This window comes from Pseudomonas fluorescens NCIMB 11764, from assembly GCF_000293885.2.
Classification (GTDB): domain Bacteria; phylum Pseudomonadota; class Gammaproteobacteria; order Pseudomonadales; family Pseudomonadaceae; genus Aquipseudomonas; species Aquipseudomonas fluorescens_B.
In genome coordinates this window covers 1,777,529-1,795,610 of the sequence record NZ_CP010945.1, presented here as the reverse complement: position 1 = coordinate 1,795,610, position 18,082 = coordinate 1,777,529, and the positions used below count along the sequence as shown (strand labels likewise).

15 protein-coding genes and 2 tRNA genes are annotated in these 18,082 nt (G+C 59.0%); 4 read left to right on the top strand and 13 right to left on the bottom strand.

Going from position 1 to position 18,082, the window contains the following annotated elements; translation table 11 throughout:
• Positions 1-46: 46 nt before the first annotated feature.
• The 6 genes from rplI to rnr form a co-directional block, all read right to left on the bottom strand.
• Entirely contained in the window at positions 47-493 is a 447-nt protein-coding gene (gene rplI, locus B723_RS08210) for a 50S ribosomal protein L9 (protein ID WP_007939577.1), read from the bottom strand.
• Between the two features lie 19 nt (positions 494-512).
• Positions 513-1,406 carry a hypothetical protein gene (locus B723_RS08205; protein ID WP_017336264.1) on the bottom strand — a complete coding sequence of 298 codons (894 nt, stop codon included), beginning with the start codon at positions 1,404-1,406 and terminating at the stop codon, positions 513-515.
• A gap of 36 nt (positions 1,407-1,442) precedes the next feature.
• Positions 1,443-1,673 carry a 30S ribosomal protein S18 gene (gene rpsR, locus B723_RS08200; protein WP_002551829.1) on the bottom strand — a complete coding sequence of 77 codons (231 nt, stop codon included), beginning with the start codon at positions 1,671-1,673 and terminating at the stop codon, positions 1,443-1,445.
• 28 nt (positions 1,674-1,701) lie between these two features.
• Positions 1,702-2,124 carry a 30S ribosomal protein S6 gene (rpsF, locus tag B723_RS08195; RefSeq protein WP_003217491.1) on the bottom strand — a complete coding sequence of 141 codons (423 nt, stop codon included), beginning with the start codon at positions 2,122-2,124 and terminating at the stop codon, positions 1,702-1,704.
• A 315-nt stretch (positions 2,125-2,439) separates the two neighbouring features.
• Positions 2,440-3,207, bottom strand: a complete 768-nt coding sequence (gene rlmB, locus B723_RS08185; protein ID WP_017336262.1) for a 23S rRNA (guanosine(2251)-2'-O)-methyltransferase RlmB — start codon at positions 3,205-3,207, stop codon at positions 2,440-2,442.
• The gene (gene rnr, locus B723_RS08180) at positions 3,204-5,822 is read right to left on the bottom strand and encodes a ribonuclease R (protein ID WP_017336261.1); all 2,619 of its coding nucleotides are present in this window, start codon (positions 5,820-5,822) and stop codon (positions 3,204-3,206) included. The genes rlmB and rnr overlap by 4 nt, the downstream gene beginning before the upstream one ends.
• 226 nt (positions 5,823-6,048) lie before the next feature.
• Between rnr and B723_RS08175 the strand changes: the two genes are divergently transcribed.
• The 4 genes from B723_RS08175 to B723_RS08160 all read left to right on the top strand — a co-directional run bounded on the left by B723_RS08175 (position 6,049) and on the right by B723_RS08160 (position 9,294).
• Positions 6,049-6,135, top strand: a tRNA-Leu gene (locus B723_RS08175).
• Positions 6,136-6,300: 165 nt separating this feature from the next.
• A tRNA-Leu gene (locus tag B723_RS08170) sits at positions 6,301-6,387 on the top strand.
• A gap of 331 nt (positions 6,388-6,718) precedes the next feature.
• A complete protein-coding gene (locus B723_RS08165; protein ID WP_017336260.1) occupies positions 6,719-7,729 on the top strand; it encodes an extracellular solute-binding protein in 1,011 nt (336 codons plus the stop codon).
• Positions 7,729-9,294 carry an ABC transporter permease gene (locus B723_RS08160; protein WP_017336259.1) on the top strand — a complete coding sequence of 522 codons (1,566 nt, stop codon included), beginning with the start codon at positions 7,729-7,731 and terminating at the stop codon, positions 9,292-9,294. The genes B723_RS08165 and B723_RS08160 overlap by 1 nt, the downstream gene beginning before the upstream one ends.
• 101 nt (positions 9,295-9,395) lie before the next feature.
• Here the strand turns inward: B723_RS08160 and B723_RS08155 are convergent, their stop codons facing one another.
• From B723_RS08155 to hfq, 7 genes are all read right to left on the bottom strand, one after another.
• Complete coding sequence (locus B723_RS08155; protein ID WP_017336258.1) at positions 9,396-11,330, bottom strand: methyl-accepting chemotaxis protein; 1,935 nt, start codon at positions 11,328-11,330, stop codon at positions 9,396-9,398.
• Positions 11,331-11,480: 150 nt separating this feature from the next.
• Positions 11,481-12,770: an adenylosuccinate synthase gene (locus tag B723_RS08150; RefSeq protein WP_017336257.1), complete on the bottom strand. Its 1,290-nt coding sequence runs from the start codon at positions 12,768-12,770 to the stop codon at positions 11,481-11,483.
• A gap of 55 nt (positions 12,771-12,825) precedes the next feature.
• Complete coding sequence (locus B723_RS08145; RefSeq protein ID WP_017336256.1) at positions 12,826-14,013, bottom strand: ATP phosphoribosyltransferase regulatory subunit; 1,188 nt, start codon at positions 14,011-14,013, stop codon at positions 12,826-12,828.
• Between the two features lie 316 nt (positions 14,014-14,329).
• Positions 14,330-15,199 (bottom strand): protease modulator HflC, encoded by an 870-nt coding sequence (hflC, locus tag B723_RS08140; protein WP_017336255.1) that lies wholly within the window; start codon positions 15,197-15,199, stop codon positions 14,330-14,332.
• Positions 15,199-16,371 (bottom strand): FtsH protease activity modulator HflK, encoded by a 1,173-nt coding sequence (hflK, locus tag B723_RS08135; RefSeq protein ID WP_017336254.1) that lies wholly within the window; start codon positions 16,369-16,371, stop codon positions 15,199-15,201. The genes hflC and hflK overlap by 1 nt, the downstream gene beginning before the upstream one ends.
• A 96-nt stretch (positions 16,372-16,467) precedes the next feature.
• On the bottom strand, positions 16,468-17,769 hold the full coding sequence (gene hflX, locus B723_RS08130; RefSeq protein WP_017336253.1) for a ribosome rescue GTPase HflX: 1,302 nt from the start codon (positions 17,767-17,769) through the stop codon (positions 16,468-16,470).
• Positions 17,770-17,781: 12 nt separating this feature from the next.
• Complete coding sequence (gene hfq, locus B723_RS08125; protein WP_007902656.1) at positions 17,782-18,042, bottom strand: RNA chaperone Hfq; 261 nt, start codon at positions 18,040-18,042, stop codon at positions 17,782-17,784.
• Positions 18,043-18,082: the final 40 nt, after the last annotated feature.

The window sequence follows — 18,082 nt, the reverse complement described above, 5'->3', positions numbered from 1 at the left end:
CGATGTTACCGGCAAGCACCCGAGGGTGCCAGCCGACAAGTGCTGCTTAAGCTGCTACCACGACAACGCGTACGGTGGCTTCAACTTCGGCGTGCAGGTGCACGGCTACGTCGAATTCGCCTACGTTGCGGATGGTGCCGTTCGGCAGACGAACTTCGCTTTTGGCAACTTCAACGCCAGAGGCGGTCAGTGCATCAGCGATATCGTGAGTACCGATCGAACCGAACAGCTTGCCTTCGTCACCAGCGGTGGCAGTGATAGTCACTTCCAGCTCAGCCAGTTGGGCGGCACGGCTTTCAGCCGATGCTTTACGGTCTGCTGCGGCTTTTTCCAGCTCAGCGCGACGCTCTTCGAACGCAGCCAGGTTGGCTGGGGTCGCGGCGGTAGCTTTGCCGTAAGGCAGCAGGTAGTTACGACCGTAACCAGCCTTAACGTTCACTTTGTCACCCAGGTTGCCCAGGTTGGTGACTTTTTCCAGAAGGATCAGTTGCATGTGAAAATCCTCTTAACTTTTAACCTTCACCGTTCGCGTTATCGGGGTCTTTCGACACCAGACGACCGCGAAAATCAATCAGGCTGTCGACGATGGCCAGAACCACCAGCAACGGATAGATCAGCTGCATGAACAGCAACAGCGTGACGTACAACCCCACCAGCCAGAACCTGGCCAGTCGCTTTTGCGCCACCAGCCCGTGAATCAGGGCCAGCCCGGCGAACACCAGCGGTACGCTGCACAACGGCGTCAACATGGCCATCTGTGGACCGATGTTCGGCCCCAGAAGCATGCACGCCAGCAGCAACATCGCTGGTAAAAGCGGGAATCGGATGGCGCGAAACTCGCGACCAAAACCACCCGGGTTGTACAACAACGCCTGCCAGTAGCGCCCGACAATCAGGCTCAGCACACTGACGATTTGCAACAAGGCCGCAATCAGGCCGGTCAGGACCGGTGCAATCAGGGACGCAAAATGCGCTTGCTCGTCTACCGACAACTTCTGGTAGACATCACCGAGTAGCGACGGCATGACCTTTATCAAGGCCTGCGCCAGCATCTCGATTTGGGGAGCAAAAGCTGTCCCCAGCACCACTGCAAACACCACTCCCATCGCTATGCTGACCAGCAGCACGCGGTTCCAGGACTCGCTTGCGCGCAAAACCAACGCAAGGCTCGAAGACCCCAGCAGCACCAGGAGTGCCCGTGGGTCATCGGAGTAAAGCCACCAGATCAACGCCGGCAGCAGTCCCAGAGCAAGTACGCCAAGGGCGTCCTTCAATCCGCGCCGCAGGAGCACAAGGCATCCGGCGGCAGCACCCAACCAATACAACAACGGCAATGTTGCGCATCCAGCCACTACGAGAGTGGCCTGCATACGGCCGCGCATGATGAACTCAGCTAAGGCACGCATGCTTTCAATCCTTTGCTACGTGTCGACTGCCCGGTCTCAGCGGCCGTGGCTGTCGGTGTAGGCCAGCAGGGCCAGGAAGCGGGCGCGCTTGATAGCGGTGGCCAGCTGACGCTGATAACGTGCTTTGGTACCGGTGATGCGGCTTGGAACGATTTTGCCGGTCTCGGATACGTAAGCTTTCAGAGTGTTGAGATCTTTGTAATCGATCTCTTTCACGTCTTCAGCGGTGAAGCGGCAGAATTTACGACGACGGAAGAAACGTGCCATTTGATAGGCTCCTTAAAAGGTCCGTGGATTACTCGTCAGCGTTATCGCTGTTGTCGCTGTCATCACTATCAGCGCTTTCAGCGCCTTCGTGCTCAGGACGGTCGCGACGCTCACGGCGCTCACTGCGGTTTTCTTCAGCCTTGAGCATCTCGGATTGGCCGGTAACGGCTTCTTCGCGACGGATGACCAGGTTACGGATCACTGCATCGTTGTAGCGGAAGTTGTCTTCCAGCTCGGCCAGGGCCTTGCCAGTGCACTCAACGTTCAGCATCACGTAGTGAGCCTTGTGAACATTGTTGATTGCGTAGGCCAGTTGACGACGGCCCCAATCTTCCAGACGGTGGATTTTGCCGCCGTCTTCTTCGATCAGCTTGGTGTAACGCTCAACCATGCCGCCGACTTGCTCGCTTTGATCCGGGTGGACCAAAAAGATGATTTCGTAATGACGCATGAATGCTCCTTACGGGTTGTAGCCTGCCGCTCAAAAGCGGTCAGACAAGGAGTGAATGACACTTATGGACTTGCCTGCGATAGACACATGCGTGCCTGCCGTCACAGCAAGGGGCGCAATTGTAGAGAAGGGACAGAAGAGGTGCAAGGCAATTGGTGATTATTTGAACAGTTCGTTCACACCGTTCCTTTTCGCCCTGACACAAACCACTGTGGGAGCGAGCCTGCTCGCGATGAGGACGCAACATTCAATATTTATGCTGAATGTTACACCGCTATCGCGAGCAGGCCCGCTCCCACAGGGATTACAACCGCTTTAAGACTTTTTGCCGCCCGCTGCAGCCTTGACGCTGCGCTGGCGCTGGGCTTCGAACAGGCAAACGCCAGTCGCCACGGACACGTTGAGACTGCTGACGCTGCCGGCCATCGGCAGGTGCACCAGGTAGTCGCAAAGATCGCGAGTCAGGCGACGCATGCCGCTGCCTTCCGCTCCCATGATCAGAATGGTCGGGCCGGTCATGTCTTGCTGATACAGACTCTGCTCAGCCTCGCCCGCCGTACCGACGACCCACAAGCCGCGCTGCTTGAGCTTTTCCAGGGTACGCGCCAGGTTGGTCACCGCGACCAACGGAATCACTTCCGCTGCGCCACAGGCCACTTTTCGTACCGTCGGGGTCAGCGTGGCCGACTTGTCTTTCGGAACGATCACCGCCAACGCGCCGGCCGCATCGGCCGAACGCAGGCAAGCGCCAAGGTTGTGCGGATCGGTCACGCCGTCAAGCACCAGCAGCAGCGGCGCCCCGTCGGTACGATCGAGCAGCTCGTCGAGCATCGCCTCACCCCACACCTGGCTCGGGCTCACGTCCGCCACCACGCCCTGGTGCACACCTTCAACCCAGGCATCGAGTTCACGACGCTCGGCGTTGCCGACAGCTACGCGATTTTCCGCAGCGAGCTGGATCAGCGTCTGAACCCGCGGATCACTGCGGCCTTCAGCCAGCCAGATCTGCTTGACGCGTTTCGGGTGATGACGCAGCAATGCTTCTACCGCATGTACGCCGTAGATTTTTTCCAACTGACTCATGACTTGGCCTTAGGTTTACGCGCCCCGCCGCTTTTGGCTGGGGCCGAGCCCGCTTTCGGCGGGCCTTTACGGTGTTTGCTTGGCTTGCTGCCGGGAGCCTTGTCAGGCGCCGACCGTCCGGTCTTTCCCCCAGACGCCGCTTTACCACCGCTTTTCGCTTCAGACAGCAACGCCTGCTTCAGTTCACGGCTTTTACGCAGCTCAGCGTTTTTCGCCGCAGCATCGCTCGGGCGATAGGCTTCGACCGCCTTTTCCTTGGCAGGACGACGACCGGTTTTCGCCGGCGCCGGCTCAGCAGCCGTTTTCGCAGCAGGTGCAGCGGTTTCAGTCCCGCGCTTCTTGCGGCCGATCGGTGCGCTGATGGTTTTTTCAGCCATCTCGAAGTCGATCTTGCGCTCATCGAGGTCGACGCGCATCACGCGCACTTCAACAGTGTCGCCAAGGCGGAAGCTGCGACCGGTACGCTCACCGGCGAGGCGGTGATGCACAGGATCGAAGTGGTAGTAATCGCCCGGCAGCGCGGTGACGTGCACCAGACCTTCGACGTAGATGTCGGTCAGCTCGACAAACAGACCAAAACCGGTCACTGCGGTGATCACACCCGGGAACGATTCGCCCACACGGTCTTTCATGAACTCGCACTTGAGCCAGTTCACCACGTCGCGGGTGGCTTCGTCGGCACGGCGTTCGCTCATCGAGCATTGCTCGCCGAGCTGTTCCAGCGCCGCTTCGTCGTATGGATAGATGCGCGCTTTCGGAATAGTCATCGCGCCGGCACGGCGAACGTGCGGGGTGTTCTGCTTGGAATGGATGACGCTGCGGATCGCCCGGTGCGTGAGCAAGTCCGGGTAGCGGCGGATCGGCGAGGTGAAGTGGGTATAGGCTTCGTAATTCAGGCCGAAGTGGCCCTGGTTATCGGCGCTGTACACCGCCTGGCTCAACGAGCGCAGCATGACGGTCTGGATCAGATGGAAATCCGGACGGTCCTTGATGCTCGCCAGCAAGGCCTGGTAATCCTTCGGCGACGGGCCATCCTTGCCTTTGTGCAGGGACAGGCCGAGCTCACCAAGGAAGGCGCGCAGTTTTTCCAGACGCTCCGGCGGCGGACCATCGTGGACGCGATACAGCGCAGGAATTTCGTGCTTTTTCAGGAATTCGGCGGTGGCCACGTTGGCCGCCAGCATGCATTCCTCGATCAGCTTGTGCGCATCGTTACGAACGGTTGGGCGGATTTCGGCAATCTTGCGCTCGGTCCCGAAGATGATCCGGGTTTCCTGCGTTTCGAAATCGATCGCGCCACGCACGTGACGAGCGGCCAGCAGCACTTTGTACAGTGAGTAAAGCTGCTTCAGATGCGGCAGAACGTCGTTGTACTCGCCACGAAGCTGACGCGCCTCGGTGAGTTTCGGCGTTTCCAGCATCGCGCTGACCTTGTTGTAGGTCAGGCGGGCATGGGAGTGAATAACTGCTTCGTAGAAGCAGTAGTCGGTCATCTCACCGGTTTTGGAGATGGTCATTTCGCAGACCATGGCCAGGCGATCGACGTGCGGATTCAGCGAGCACAGGCCGTTGGACAGCTGCTCGGGCAGCATCGGCACGACGCGCTCCGGGAAGTAAACGGAGTTGCCGCGAACCTGGGATTCGTTATCCAGTGCCGAACCGATCTTCACGTAGCTGGAAACGTCGGCAATCGCCACGTACAACTTCCAGCCGCCGGAGAACAGGCGCAGCTTGCCAGGCTTGGCTTCGCAGTAAACCGCGTCATCGAAGTCGCGCGCATCTTCACCGTCGATGGTCACGAACGGCAGATGACGCAGGTCGATGCGCTTCTCTTTGTCTTTCTCTTCAACTTCAGGCTTGAGCTTGGCGGCCTCTTTGAGTACCGCCTCAGGCCAGACGTGAGGAATATCGTAGGTGCGCAGGGCAACGTCGATTTCCATGCCCGGCGCCATGTAGTTGCCCACGACCTCGACCACGTCGCCTTGCGGCTGGAAGCGTGGGGTCGGCCAGTGAGTGATCTTCACTTCGACGAACTGACCGATCTTGGCGTTGGCATTGCGGCCCGGCGTGACCAGCACTTCCTGCTGGATCTTCGGATTGTCCGCCACCACGAAGCCGATACCGCCCTCTTCGAAGTAACGGCCGACGATGGTTTCGTGAGCGCGGGAGACCACTTCGACGATCATGCCTTCACGGCGACCGCGACGGTCCAGGCCGGAAACACGCGCCAGGGCACGGTCACCATCGAACACCAGACGCATTTGCGCCGGGCTCATGAACAGATCGTCACTGCCGTCGTCCGGGACCAGGAAACCGAAGCCGTCACGGTGACCGCTGATGCGGCCCAGGATCAGGTCGAGCTTGTCCACCGGCGCATAGGTGCCGCGACGGGTATAGATGAGTTGAGCGTCGCGCTCCATGGCGCGCAGGCGGCGGCGCAGGGCTTCGATCTGGTCTTCTGTGGTCAGACCAAACTCTTCGACCAGTTGCTCGCGGTTAGCAGGCGAACCCCGATCAGCAAGGTGCTGAAGGATCAGTTCGCGGCTAGGAATAGGGTTATCGTATTTTTCCGCTTCACGAGCGGCCTCGGGATCGAGGGACTGCCAATCGGCCATTAGAGAGTTTTCACCTTGTCTATATGCGGGTTAGTTTGGCATAGGCGTAATGAAACGGGAAATTTCAGGCTATGAGCGCCCATCTAAAGCCCTTTATCGACACCGAAAAGCTTACTTGAATGCCACTGGTAATATTTTTCAGGTTTTTTTGATGCCAGGGGTTTACAGTTAAAAAGACGCTCCGTATAGTGCGCGCCATCGACGACGCACTAGCGCTGTAGATACTGCCCAGATGGTGAAATTGGTAGACACGCCAGCTTCAGGTGCTGGTGACCGCAAGGTCGTGGAAGTTCGAGTCTTCTTCTGGGCACCAATTTAGAGCTTGAGATTAGTTCAATTTCAAGGCTCACACAAAAACCCGCGAAAGCGGGTTTTTGCATTCCAGGCTTCTGATTTATTAAAACCAAATCAGGGGTTTACAGATCAAAACGCTCTCCGTATAGTGCGCCACATCAACAGCGGCAACGCTGAAGATTATGCCCAGATGGTGAAATTGGTAGACACGCCAGCTTCAGGTGCTGGTGACCGCAAGGTCGTGGAAGTTCGAGTCTTCTTCTGGGCACCAATTCAAATTCAAGGTCACGACCTTGAGTTTCACAGAAACCCGCGAAAGCGGGTTTTTGCGTTTCTGGCTTTCGAAAATACATGAAGGCTTTTGTGGCGAGGGAGCTTGCTCCCGCTGGAGAGCGAAGCGCTCCCGACCTATTTCAAAATTGACACCGCGCGCTCAGGATCAACGACTGCTTGGCAGCCGAGGGGAGCAAGCTCCCTCGCCACACAGATCTGAACCAGCCCCCTCTAGCAAAACCCTTCCAGCGCCGCAAGGCGCACTTGAGAAACAATATCGTTTATCATTGTTGCAAGATTTTGCAATGCGACAGTGAGGAACCCTGCGAATGATGTTTCGAAATACCCTGCGCCGCGGCCTGACCTTCACCCTGCTCGGCCTGGCACTCGCCACCTCCCTCACCCAGGCGGCTGATCCAGTTTCCCTGACACTCTATAACGGCCAACACAAGGAAGTCGGCGACGCCGTCGCCAAAGCCTTTGAAGCCAAGACCGGCATCCACGTCAATGTGCGCAAAGGCAGCAGCAACCAGCTTGCCAGCCAGGTCGTCGAAGAAGGCGATCGCTCCCCCGCCGACGTGATCTACACCGAAGAATCGCCGCCGCTGAACAAACTGGGCGAACAGGGCCTGCTGGCACAAACCGATGCCACCACCCTCGCCGTCCTGCCCAAAGACTACGTCGCCGGCAATGGCACCTGGATCGGAATTACTGCACGAGTCCGCGTCGTTGCATTCAACCCCAAGCTCATCGATGAAAAAGACCTGCCGAAATCGGTGATGGAATTCTCCGACCCGAAATGGCAAGGCAAGGTCGGCTTCGTGCCCACCAGCGGCGCGTTCCAGGAACAAGCCGTGGCAATCATCAAGGTGCACGGCATGGACGCAGCCGAAGAATGGCTGACCGGCCTGCGCGCGTTCGGCAAGACTTACAGCAATAACATGGTGGCGCTGAAAGCCGTGGAAAACGGCGAAGTCGCCACCGTGCTGGTGAACAATTACTACTGGTTCGCCTTGCAGCGTGAAAAAGGCCAGCTCGACTCGAAACTGCACTACTTCACCGGCGGCGACGTCGGCGGACTGATCACCGTTTCCAGCGCTGCCGTCCTGAAATCCAGCAAACACCCAAAAGAAGCCCAGCAATTCCTCGCCTACATGGCCAGCGAAGAAGGTCAGCGCGTGATCACCCAGACCACCGCCGAATACCCGCTGCACAAAGGCATGCAATCGGATCGCGGCCTCAAGCCATTCAGCGAACTGCAAGCGCCGAAAGTCACGCCGGCCGACCTTGGCAACGCCGAAGAAGCCCTGGACCTGGAACGTGACGTTGGCTTGAACTGATGGGCGCATCGTTATCAGTCCCTGCGTCTCGCGGGGCTTACGTGCCACGGCGCAAGCGGCCTTCGATCTGGCTGTTGTTACCGGTTTTGCTGCTGGTGGTGCTCAGTCTTTTACCGCTGGCATACGTCGGGCTCAAGACCTGGCAGGCCGGCTGGGCCGAGGCGCTGCATCTGTTGTGGCGACCGTATGTGTTCGGCCTGCTGCGCAATACCCTGGCATTGATGGTGGGTGTGACGGTTGCCTGTGGCGTGATCGGCCTCTCGCTGGCCTGGCTGCTTGAGCGCAGCAACTTGCCCGGACGGCGTTTGTGGGGCGTGATCCTGTGCCTGCCGTTCGCGGTGCCGGCCTTTGTCAGCAGCTTCACCTGGGTTTCGTTGAGCGCCCACTTCGAAGGTTTGGGCGGGGCGATCCTGGTGATGACCCTGTCCAAGTATCCGCTGATTTTTTTACCGGTTGCGGCGACCCTGCGCAATCTTGACCCCTCTCTCGAGGAGTCCGCACGGACGCTTGGACAGAATCGCTGGGGTGTATTCTTCAAAATCACCCTGCCACTGCTCTGGCCGTCGCTGCTTGCCGGCTCGTTGCTGATTGCCCTGCACATGCTCGTGGAATTCGGTGCGCTGTCGATCATCGGCTTGCAGACATTCACCACGGCGATCTATCAGCAGTTCGAACTGGAATTCAGCAACGCCAACGCGGCGATGCTTTCCGCTGTGTTGCTCGCGCTATGCCTGATGCTGCTATTGCTTGAACTGCGAGTCCGCGGTAAAGGCCGGCACGTGCGCACCGGCCAGGGCGCCGCGCGACAAGCGGAACAGGTTCGATTAGGGCCCTGGGCTGTCGCCGGACAAATTTATTGCCTGGCACTGGCGATCATCGGCAGCGGGATTCCCTTGGGGATGCTGGCGTACTGGCTGGCGGTCGGTTCTTCAGCGGCGTTCCCGGTGGCAGCGATCAGCGAGGCACTGCTTTCTTCTCTGGCGCTATCGCTGGGTGGCGCAGCGTTGTGCCTGGTGCTGGCGGTGCCGGTGGGCTTGTTGGTGGTGCGCTACAAAGGCCAACTGGCGATCTGGGCCGAGCGATTGCCGTATCTCCTGCATGCGCTGCCAGGACTGGTGATTGCGCTGACGCTGGTGTATTTCGCGCTGCACTACGTGCCGGTGCTGTACCAGACCTCAGCGTTGCTGCTGATCGCTTATGCGCTGCTGTTTCTGCCGCTGGCTCAGGCGCCGATTCGTACGGCATTGAACAAGGCTGCGCCGCAGCTGGAAGAGGCGGCTCGCACGCTGGGGGCCTCATCCTTCAGTGCGTTTTGCCGGGTGACCCTGCCGATTATTTTCCCGGCACTCGGCGCGGCGTTTGCGCTGGTGTTTCTGGACGCGATGAAGGAGCTGACGGCGACGTTGCTGCTGAGTCCGACCGGACTTAATACGTTGGCGACGGAAGTTTGGGCGCATACCGCGAACGTAGAGTTTGCGGCGGCGGCGCCTTATGCGGCGTTGTTGATATTGGTGTCGGGGCTACCGGTTTATCTGCTTACAACGCGAATGTACCTGAGCCGCTAACAAAGCAAAAAAGATCGCAGCCTTCGGCAGCTCCTACAGGGAAACGCATATTCCTGTGCAGGAGCTACCGAAGGCTGCGATCTCTTGATCTTCAGACCTTATCAGGCCCTGAACTGCCCCAGGCTCGCCTTCAACTGCGCTGCCAACCCGTCCAGCACCTTGCCGCTCGCCGTAGTCTCCACCACCGCCTGAGCCGCTTTCTCAGCCTGCGCGTGAATGGTTTCAACCCGACCCCGCACCGCCTGCGCGCCTTGCGCCTGATGCGCTGCTGCCTGCGTTGCCAGGCCAATGGCCGCATGCACCTGCTCGACCGACACCTGCACCGACTGCTGCAACCGCGCACTGTCACGCAATACCAGCAGACCTTCGCTGGCCTGACGCCCGGCCTGACCGATCGCGGCAACCGCCTCACGTGCACCTTGCTGCAAGGCCACGATGTGCGCCTGAATGTCGCCCGTGGAGCTCTGGGTCTTGCTCGCCAATGCCCGTACTTCGTCCGCCACTACGGCAAAGCCGCGGCCGGTCTCGCCTGCACGCGCTGCTTCAATGGCAGCGTTCAGCGCCAGCAGGTTGGTCTGCTCGGCGATCCCGTGAATCACGGTGAGCACCACTTCAATCTGTTCACTCTGCTGCGCCAGTCGCTCGATGACTTTCGCCCCGGTATCGACCTGTCCGGCCAACGCCTCTATCAAGCTGCCGACTTTCGCCGAGGTCCGGGTGTTTTCATCGGTCGCAGAACGGATGTCCACCACCTGCTGCAAGGCTGCCTGCATGGCATGACTTTCAGACTGCGCTTCATCAGCCATCTGCGACAACGCGCGCAGACTTTCGGCAACCTCGTCACGCTGCATGCCCGCGGCCGCGTCGGCACCAGCGTTACGCAAGGTCATGGCGCCAATTTCAACGCCCGTGCGCTGGGCCACGTCGCCCGCCTCACGCACGATGGGTTGCAACTTGTCCACAAAGCGATTGACCGCCGACGCCATATCGCCAATCTCGTCCTTGCTGTTGATCTGCACGCGCTTGGTCAGATCACCCTCGCCTGCCGCCAGGTCGTCCATCGCGGCAATCAGCATCTTCAAGCGGTTGACCACACGACGACCCAGGACCACGGCCAGCAACAGCAGTACGCCGAAACCCACAAGCGCCAGACCCATGCCGATGCGCCAGCGCAAGGTCGCTGCAGCTTCCTGCACGGTACTGGTGGTGTTGGCTTTCATTTCCGAGGCGGTCGACTGAGCGGAGGTCAGGCGAGCCCGCATCGCGGTGGCGCTGTCAGCTGCCGCACCTTTGAGGCTATCGCCGACCAGTTGATCACTGCTGGCGATCAGCGCCGAGAAGCGCTTGTCCAACGCGGCCAGATCGGTTTCCACCGAGGCGGTGGAAACGCCCATCAAAACCTTGCCGATTTCCACGCCATTTGGGTTGATCGAGGCTTCGAGGTAGTAGACCGAAGGATCGTTCTTCGCCGCATCCAGCACTTTGTCCAGTGCGCGCTCGCCCTGGCCTTTCTCCAGAAGGGCCTTGTTGATCGGGTTTTCGCGATTGAGGTAGCGCGTCAGATGCTGCCCCGTTGCGTCGTCATAAACCACGAACAGCACGTTCGGATTGCGCTGGGCGCGACGGGCGAATTCGGACAGGGTTGGCACGTCGCTGTCCCACATGGCGCGGGGTGCGACCGAGGCCAGGAGCTGCGCCATATCATTGGCGGAATCCTTCAGATCCTTTTCCAGCGTGGCACGCAGCTGAGCCTGTTCTTCCTCCAGCTTCGAGGACAAACCGGCCGTGAGGCGCTGGCGTGTACTGGTGGAGAGGTTGTCGAGGCTCGACGTGACTTCACGCCCTGCCTGCTCCAGCTCACCAGAGAGCTTTTGACTGTCCGCCCCAAGGCGCACACCCAGATCGGCTTCCAGTGCAGTCACTGTGCTTCGAGTCAGAGCAACAGCCACCAGCACCTGCACCAAAAGGGCGATACCAAGGGTAACGAACACCGGCCGCAATAGACGGCTTTGTAACAATGAGAGAACCGCCGACACTTGATATCCCTCTGCCTGGACGCCATTAAATTGATGGCACGCCAGAAGACGTGCTCTTAATGAAGATCACAGCAAAGGTCATGCCGTCCAACAGGCAAAAACGACAAAGGGCCCGATTAAGGGCCCTTTGTGTTTTACATCAACGGCTTATTAAGCGAACGGGTGACGCAGAACGATGGTTTCGTTGCGATCCGGGCCCGTCGAAATAATGTCAATCGGCGCACCGATCAGCTCTTCAACACGCTTGATGTAGGCACGTGCGTTCGCTGGCAACTCTTCCAGGGTTTTGGCACCCACGGTCGACTCGGTCCAGCCCGGCACTTCTTCGTACACAGGCTGCAGACCCACGTAGCTGTCAGCATCAGTCGGGGCAACAACTTTACCTTCTGCATCTTTGTAGCCGACGCAGATGTTGATGGTTTCCAGACCGTCGAGCACGTCCAGCTTGGTCAGGCAGATGCCCGAGATGCTGTTCACATCGATAGCGCGACGCAGGATAACGGCGTCGAACCAGCCACAACGACGGGCACGGCCGGTCGTCGCGCCGAACTCGTGACCTTGTTTGGCCAGGTGCGCACCGACTTCGTCGAACAGTTCAGTCGGGAATGGACCCGAGCCTACACGCGTGGTGTAAGCCTTGGTGATGCCCAGGATGTAGTCCAGGAACATCGGGCCAACACCCGAACCGGTAGCAACGCCGCCAGCGGTGGTGTTAGAACTGGTCACGTACGGATAGGTACCGTGGTCGATGTCCAGCAACGAACCCTGGGCGCCTTCAAACATGATGTCTTTGCCTGCGCGACGCAGATCGTGCAGCTCGGCCGTCACGTCCAGCATCAGCGGCTTGAGCAGCTCAGCGTATGCTTTACATTCGGCCAGGGTTTTGTCGAATTCGATGGCTGGCTCTTTGTAGTAACCCACCAGCATGAAGTTGTGGTAATCCACCAGTTCACGCAGTTTGTCTTCAAAGCGCGGCATGTTGAGCAGGTCGCCAACACGCAGGCCACGACGAGCAACCTTGTCTTCGTAGGCCGGGCCGATGCCGCGACCGGTGGTACCGATCTTCAGCTCGCCACGGGCCTTTTCACGGGCCTGGTCCAGCGCAACGTGGAAGGACAGGATCAGCGGGCAGGACGGGCTGATACGCAGGCGCTCACGCACCGGCACGCCTTTCTCTTCCAGCTTGACGATCTCGCGCAGCAAGGCGTCCGGTGCAACCACCACGCCGTTGCCGATCAGGCACTGCACGCCTTCGCGCAGTACGCCCGACGGGATCAGGTGCAAGACGGTTTTTTCGCCATCGATCACCAGGGTGTGGCCAGCGTTGTGGCCACCCTGGTAGCGCACTACGGCGGCAGCATGTTCGGTCAGCAGATCAACGATCTTGCCTTTGCCCTCATCACCCCATTGGGTGCCCAGGACTACGACATTCTTACCCATAACACTTGTCCTCATTCGCGCAAACTTGGTGCCGGCCACGGGCCGACAGGAAAACTCAAGAAGCCAGTGGCGATACTTGCCAAAGCCCGTTCTGCTGAATCAATTGCCGGTCGCAGTCCGCTTCACGGGCGGCGGCCAAAGGTTGTCCAGGCAAGGCCTGAACGACACGCTGACCCTCACTGCGCAACTGGCAAACCTGCTGCCAGAGTGCCGCATCCGTACTGTCAGGCATCCAGATACCGCCAGACGGTAGCTCGATGTCAGCACGCCCCAGGGTCACCAGGGTTTTCAAATCGGTAGAGAAGCCGGTTGCCGGACGGGCACGACCGAAGTCGGCGCCGATGTCGTCGTAACGACCGCCCTGGGCAATGGACTGGCCAACGCCCGGCACGAACACCGCGAACACCACACCGGTGTGGTAGTGGTAGCCGCGCAGCTCGCCAAGGTCGAAGTAAAGCGGCAATTCAGGGAAACGCGTGGACAGACGCTCGGCAATCGCCAGCAAGTCATCCAGAGCCGCCAACACTGGCGCCGGCGCATCTGCCAGACGTACGCGCGCAGCTTCCAGCACTTCACGGCCGCCACACAGGTCAACCAACGCCCGCAGCATGCCCGACAGATCGGCAGGCAAGCCTTCGGTCAAGGTAATGACCTCGTCGATGGCCTTGCGTTGCAACGCATCGAACAACTGTTGTTCAACTTCACCGGACAAACCGGCCGCGCGGGCCAGGCCGCGGTAGATACCCACATGACCGAGGTCCATGTGCACATCCGGCACATCGGCCAGTTGCAGCATGGCCAGCATCAGACTGATGACTTCCACGTCGCTGCTCGGGCTGGCATCGCCGTACAACTCGGCGCCCAGCTGAATCGGGCTGCGCGAGGACGACAAGGCGCGTGGCTGAGCGTGCAGCACGCTGCCGGCATAGCACAGGCGGCTCGGACCTTCGCGACGCAGGGTGTGCGCGTCGATGCGCGCCACTTGCGGCGTGATGTCGGCACGGAAACCCATCTGCCGACCCGATTGCGGGTCGATGACCTTGAAGGTACGCAGATCGAGGTCCTGGCCGGCACCGGTCAGCAGGGATTCCAGGTACTCGATATGGGGAGTCACGACAAACTCGTAACCCCAGCTCTGGAACAGATCCAACACCTGACGACGCGCGACTTCAATGCGCGCCGCTTCCGGTGGCAGTACTTCTTCGATGCCATCTGGCAGCAGCCAGCGGTCTACCGTTGCCATTACGCCATTCCCCTATGGTCCGGGCGGCCAGCCTTTGGGCGAGCCTTGAGTGAAGCAGAAAATGATCGGCCTTGTTGACAAGCCACGCATGAACAACGCGGCGAAAAGCCTGAAAATAAGCTTCGCCAATCACTTTCCTCGAAAAACCTGTCGAGTCATTCGACTCGGGCGCCTGCATAAACAACAGCAATCAAACGTGCAGACGCAAAAAAGCCGGGAATTTCCCGGCTGCCGCATCATACACACGTTTTCCCAAAGGATCACCCCGCCCGAGGCTTTAGCCGCCAGGCGGGGGATGATTCAGGTCAACGTCGTATCAAGGCTTGGCTTTTTCCAGGTAACGGAAGAAGTCGCTGCTTGGGTCCAGGACCATGACGTCGGATTTGTTCGCGAAGCTTTCACGGTAGGCGCGCAGGCTACGGTAGAAACCGTAGAACTCCTGATCCTGGCCGTAGGCCTTGGAGTAGATCGCAGCGGCCTGGGCATCGCCATCACCGCGAACCTCTTCGGATTCACGATAGGCTTCAGCCAGCAGCACGCGGCGTTGACGATCGGCGTCGGCACGAATGCCTTCCGCCAGCTCGTTACCCTTGGCGCGGTGCTCGCGAGCTTCACGCTCACGCTCGGAGCTCATGCGCTCGAACACACTGCGATTTACTTCTTTCGGCAGATCGATGGCCTTGACCCGAACATCGACCACTTCGATGCCCAGCTCTTTTTCCGCCATCGTGTTCAACGAGGCAGTGATATCGGACATCAACGCGTCGCGCTCACCAGAAACCACTTCATGCAGCGTGCGCTTACCAAACTGGTCACGCAGGCCCGACTCCAGACGACGGGAAAGACGCTCGTCAGCGATCTGCTTGAGACCGGAAGTTGCGGTGTAGAAGCGCTCGGCGTCCTTCACCCGCCACTTGGCGTAGGCATCGACCATGACCGCTTTCTTTTCCAGCGTCAGGAAGCGTTGTGTCGGTGCATCCAGCGTCATCAGACGCGCGTCGAATTTACGCACCTGGTTAACGTAAGGCACTTTCACATGCAGGCCAGGCTGAACATCGGCCTGAACCACACGACCAAATTGCAGCAGCACCGCACGCTCGGTCTGAGCCACGATGTAGAAGCAGTTCCAGGCTGCGATCGCTACAACGACGACGACAATAAGGGTGATCAGCGATTTATTGCTCATCAGCGACTCTCCCTGGTACGTGCTGGCTGTTGCTGCAGATCAGCTGCCGCACGTGCATTCGCTTCATTGCTGGTGGCAGCCGCGCCAGGCACGGACGTGCTGGTGTTGCGACCACTTTCGACCATCTTGTCCAGCGGCAAGTACAGCAGATTGCTCTGGCCATTCTTGTTGCCGGTCACGAGAACCTTGCTGGTATTGCTGAAGACTTCCTGCATGGTGTCCAGATACAGACGCTCGCGGGTGACTTCAGGTGCCTTGCGATACTCGGCGACCAGTTTGGTGAAGCGATCGGCCTCACCCTTGGCGCGCGAGACGGTTTCATCGCGGTAACCATTGGCATCTTCAAGGATGCGCTGGGCCTGGCCACGGGCTTCCGGCACGACGCCGTTGGCGTAGGTTTCAGCCTGGTTGCGCGAACGCTGCTCGTCTTCACGGGCGCGAATCACGTCATCGAAAGCTTCCTGCACTTCACGCGGTGCCGCTGCGTTCTGTACGTTGACCTGGGTAATGGTGATGCCGGTGCGGTATGTATCCATGAAGCGTTGCAGACGCTCCTTGATTTCACTGGCCATCAACTCACGACCTTCGGTCAGCACCTGGTCCATCGCGGTGGAACCCACCACATGGCGCAAGGCACTTTCAGTCGCGTGCTGCAGACTGATTTCCGGCTGGTCTACGCTCAGCACGAAGTCCTGCAGGTTGCTGATCTTGTACTGCACGGTCAGCGGCACTTCGACGATGTTTTCGTCTTCAGTCAGCATTTGACCCTGCTTGGTATAGGCACGCTCACGCGTGACGTTTTCCAGGTACTTTCGATCGAGCGGCGGGAAATAGATGTTCAGGCCCGGGCCGACGGTTTCATAGTACTTGCCGAAGCGAAGCACCACGGCTTGCTCCTGCTCGTCGACCACGTAGACCGCGCTGTACAACCACACGGCCGCCAATACGACCAGGCCGATGCCGAGCAGGCCGCCGAAGCCGCCACTCTTGCCCGAACCACCGCCGTCGTCACCACGTTTCTTACCACCACCGAACAACCCATTCAGGCTTTCCTGCAGCTTTCGGAAGGCCTCGTCGAGATCCGGTGGTCCCTTGCGGTCGCCGTTATTGCGGCGCTTGCCACCCCAAGGATCCTGATTGTTCGAGTTGCCACCCGGCTCATTCCAAGCCATAGCGCTCTCCATCTGATAAAGCAAAGACGCACCCACGGCGCGCCGACCAATGCTACAGAATGCCTGTCACCACGGCACAACCGCTTTCTCAGGCTTTTATTGCAAAGTGTGTTGCTCGATGAACTCTGTCGGCACAACGCCTTCACGGCTGACCAGCCGATTGAGCTCCGAGCGCGGCAATCGAACGGCCAGCAAGCTGACACCTTCTTCGTCGTGTTCTTCTTTCTGCACTGCTCCGAGTTCGAAGAACTGCGCACGCAGTCGAGCGAATCGTTGCGGCAAGCGCAAGGTACCGATAAACAACTCACTGCCCAGCAACTCGGCAATGGCTTGTTCAAGCAGTTCCAGACCACTGCCATCACGCGCAGACAGCCAGACCCGTTGAGGCTTGCCGTTTTCGTCGCGCTGGATTTGTGGTTCAACGCCTTCAAGCAAATCGAGTTTGTTATAGACCTCGAGGATCGGCAAGTCCTGGGCACCAATCTCGCCCAGCACCACCATCACCTGCTCGATCTGCAACATGCGATCCGGTTCGGCCGCGTCGATCACGTGCAACAGCAGGTCGGAGTTACTCGACTCTTCGAGGGTAGACCGAAATGCCTCGACCAGCTTGTGGGGCAAGTGGCGAATGAAACCCACAGTGTCAGCCAGGACAATCGGCCCCAGGTCGTCCAGTTCCAGACGGCGCAAGGTCGGGTCCAGCGTGGCAAACAACTGGTCAGCCGCGTACACGTCGGATTTCGTCAGGTTATTGAAGAGCGTGGATTTACCGGCGTTGGTATACCCCACCAAAGACACGGTAGGGATATCCGCACGCGTACGACCACGTCGCGACTGTTCGCGCTGGCTGCGCACTTTTTCCAACCGGCCCTTGATCTGTCGCAGGCGAACCCGCAGCAAGCGGCGGTCAGTTTCCAGCTGGGTTTCACCCGGGCCACGCATGCCGATACCGCCACCTTGACGTTCAAGGTGAGTCCAGCCACGAACCAGACGGGTACTCATGTGGTCAAGTTGGGCCAGTTCTACCTGGAGCTTGCCTTCATGGGTACGGGCGCGCTGGGCGAAAATATCGAGAATCAGGCCGGTGCGGTCGATCACGCGACACTCGAAAACACGTTCGAGGTTACGTTCCTGACTGGGCGTGAGGATGTGATTGAAGATCACCAGATCTGCCTTTTCGGCATGGACCAGGTCGCGTAGTTCCTCGACCTTGCCGCTACCGATCAGGTATTTGGCGGTTGGCCGATGACGCGGCACGTTAAAAAACGCAACGGTCTCGGCGCCGGCCGAATTAGCCAATTCCTGAAACTCCTGCGGGTCTTCGCGCGCCTCAGGGTCCTGTCCATCCAAGTGAACGAGGATCACTCGCTCACCACCACCGTGGCGCTCAAAGAACAAAGGAGACTCCTATCAGGCGTTACCTGGCTCAGCGTCGCCTGCCTCGGATTCGGTTGCGCTAGGCAGACGAATTGGACGAACCGGCACCACTGTAGAGATAGCGTGTTTGTAAACCATCTGGCTGACGGTGTTTTTCAGCAGGATAACGAACTGGTCGAAAGACTCGATCGTGCCTTGCAGTTTGATCCCGTTGACCAGGTAGATCGACACCCCAACTTTCTCTTTACGTAAAGTATTCAAGTAAGGGTCTTGTAGCGAATGCCCTTTTGACATGTGCCGCACTCCTTTAAGGATTCAATATAAAAAAATAGGT